Source organism: Streptococcus sp. HMSC063B03 (genome assembly GCF_001836965.1).
In the GTDB taxonomy this organism is placed as follows: domain Bacteria; phylum Bacillota; class Bacilli; order Lactobacillales; family Streptococcaceae; genus Streptococcus; species Streptococcus pneumoniae_F.
In genome coordinates this window covers 1-499 of record NZ_KV831056.1, presented here as the reverse complement: position 1 = coordinate 499, position 499 = coordinate 1, and the positions used below count along the sequence as shown (strand labels likewise).

Genomic DNA, 499 nt, shown 5'->3' with positions numbered 1-499 from the left:
TCTAATACATACCCAGAAGGTGGTAAGTTCGATAAAGATAAAGATACAGATCAAGAGTTCAAAGTAACGCTTAAAGCTAAAGAAGTTACAGTAACACCAGATCAACCAAAAACACCAGGAACTCCAGTAGATCCAAATAACCCAGATGGACCTAAATACCCAGCTGGCTTGGAAGAAAAAGATCTAAACAAAACTGTTACACGTACAATCACTTATGTGTACGAAGATGGAACTCCAGTATTAAATGAAGATGGAACACCAAAAACAGTAACACAAGAAGCTAAATTTACACGTGAAGCTAAGGTCAACTTAGTAACAGGTGAAGTGACTTACGGAGATTGGACTCCAGCTCAAGACTTAGCTGAAGTTAAATCACCAGTAGTTAAAGGATACTTAGCTGACAAAGCAAGTGTATCAACTACAAAAGTAACTGCGGATTCAAAAGATGCTACAGAAGTAGTAACCTACAAACCAATCGGATCATGGATTCCAAACATCC

Annotated in this window: 1 pseudogene; it reads left to right on the top strand. The window is 38.1% G+C overall.

The features are described 5' to 3' along the window. A pseudogene (locus HMPREF2628_RS08115) lies at positions 1–499 on the top strand (mucus-binding protein); the annotation flags it as partial.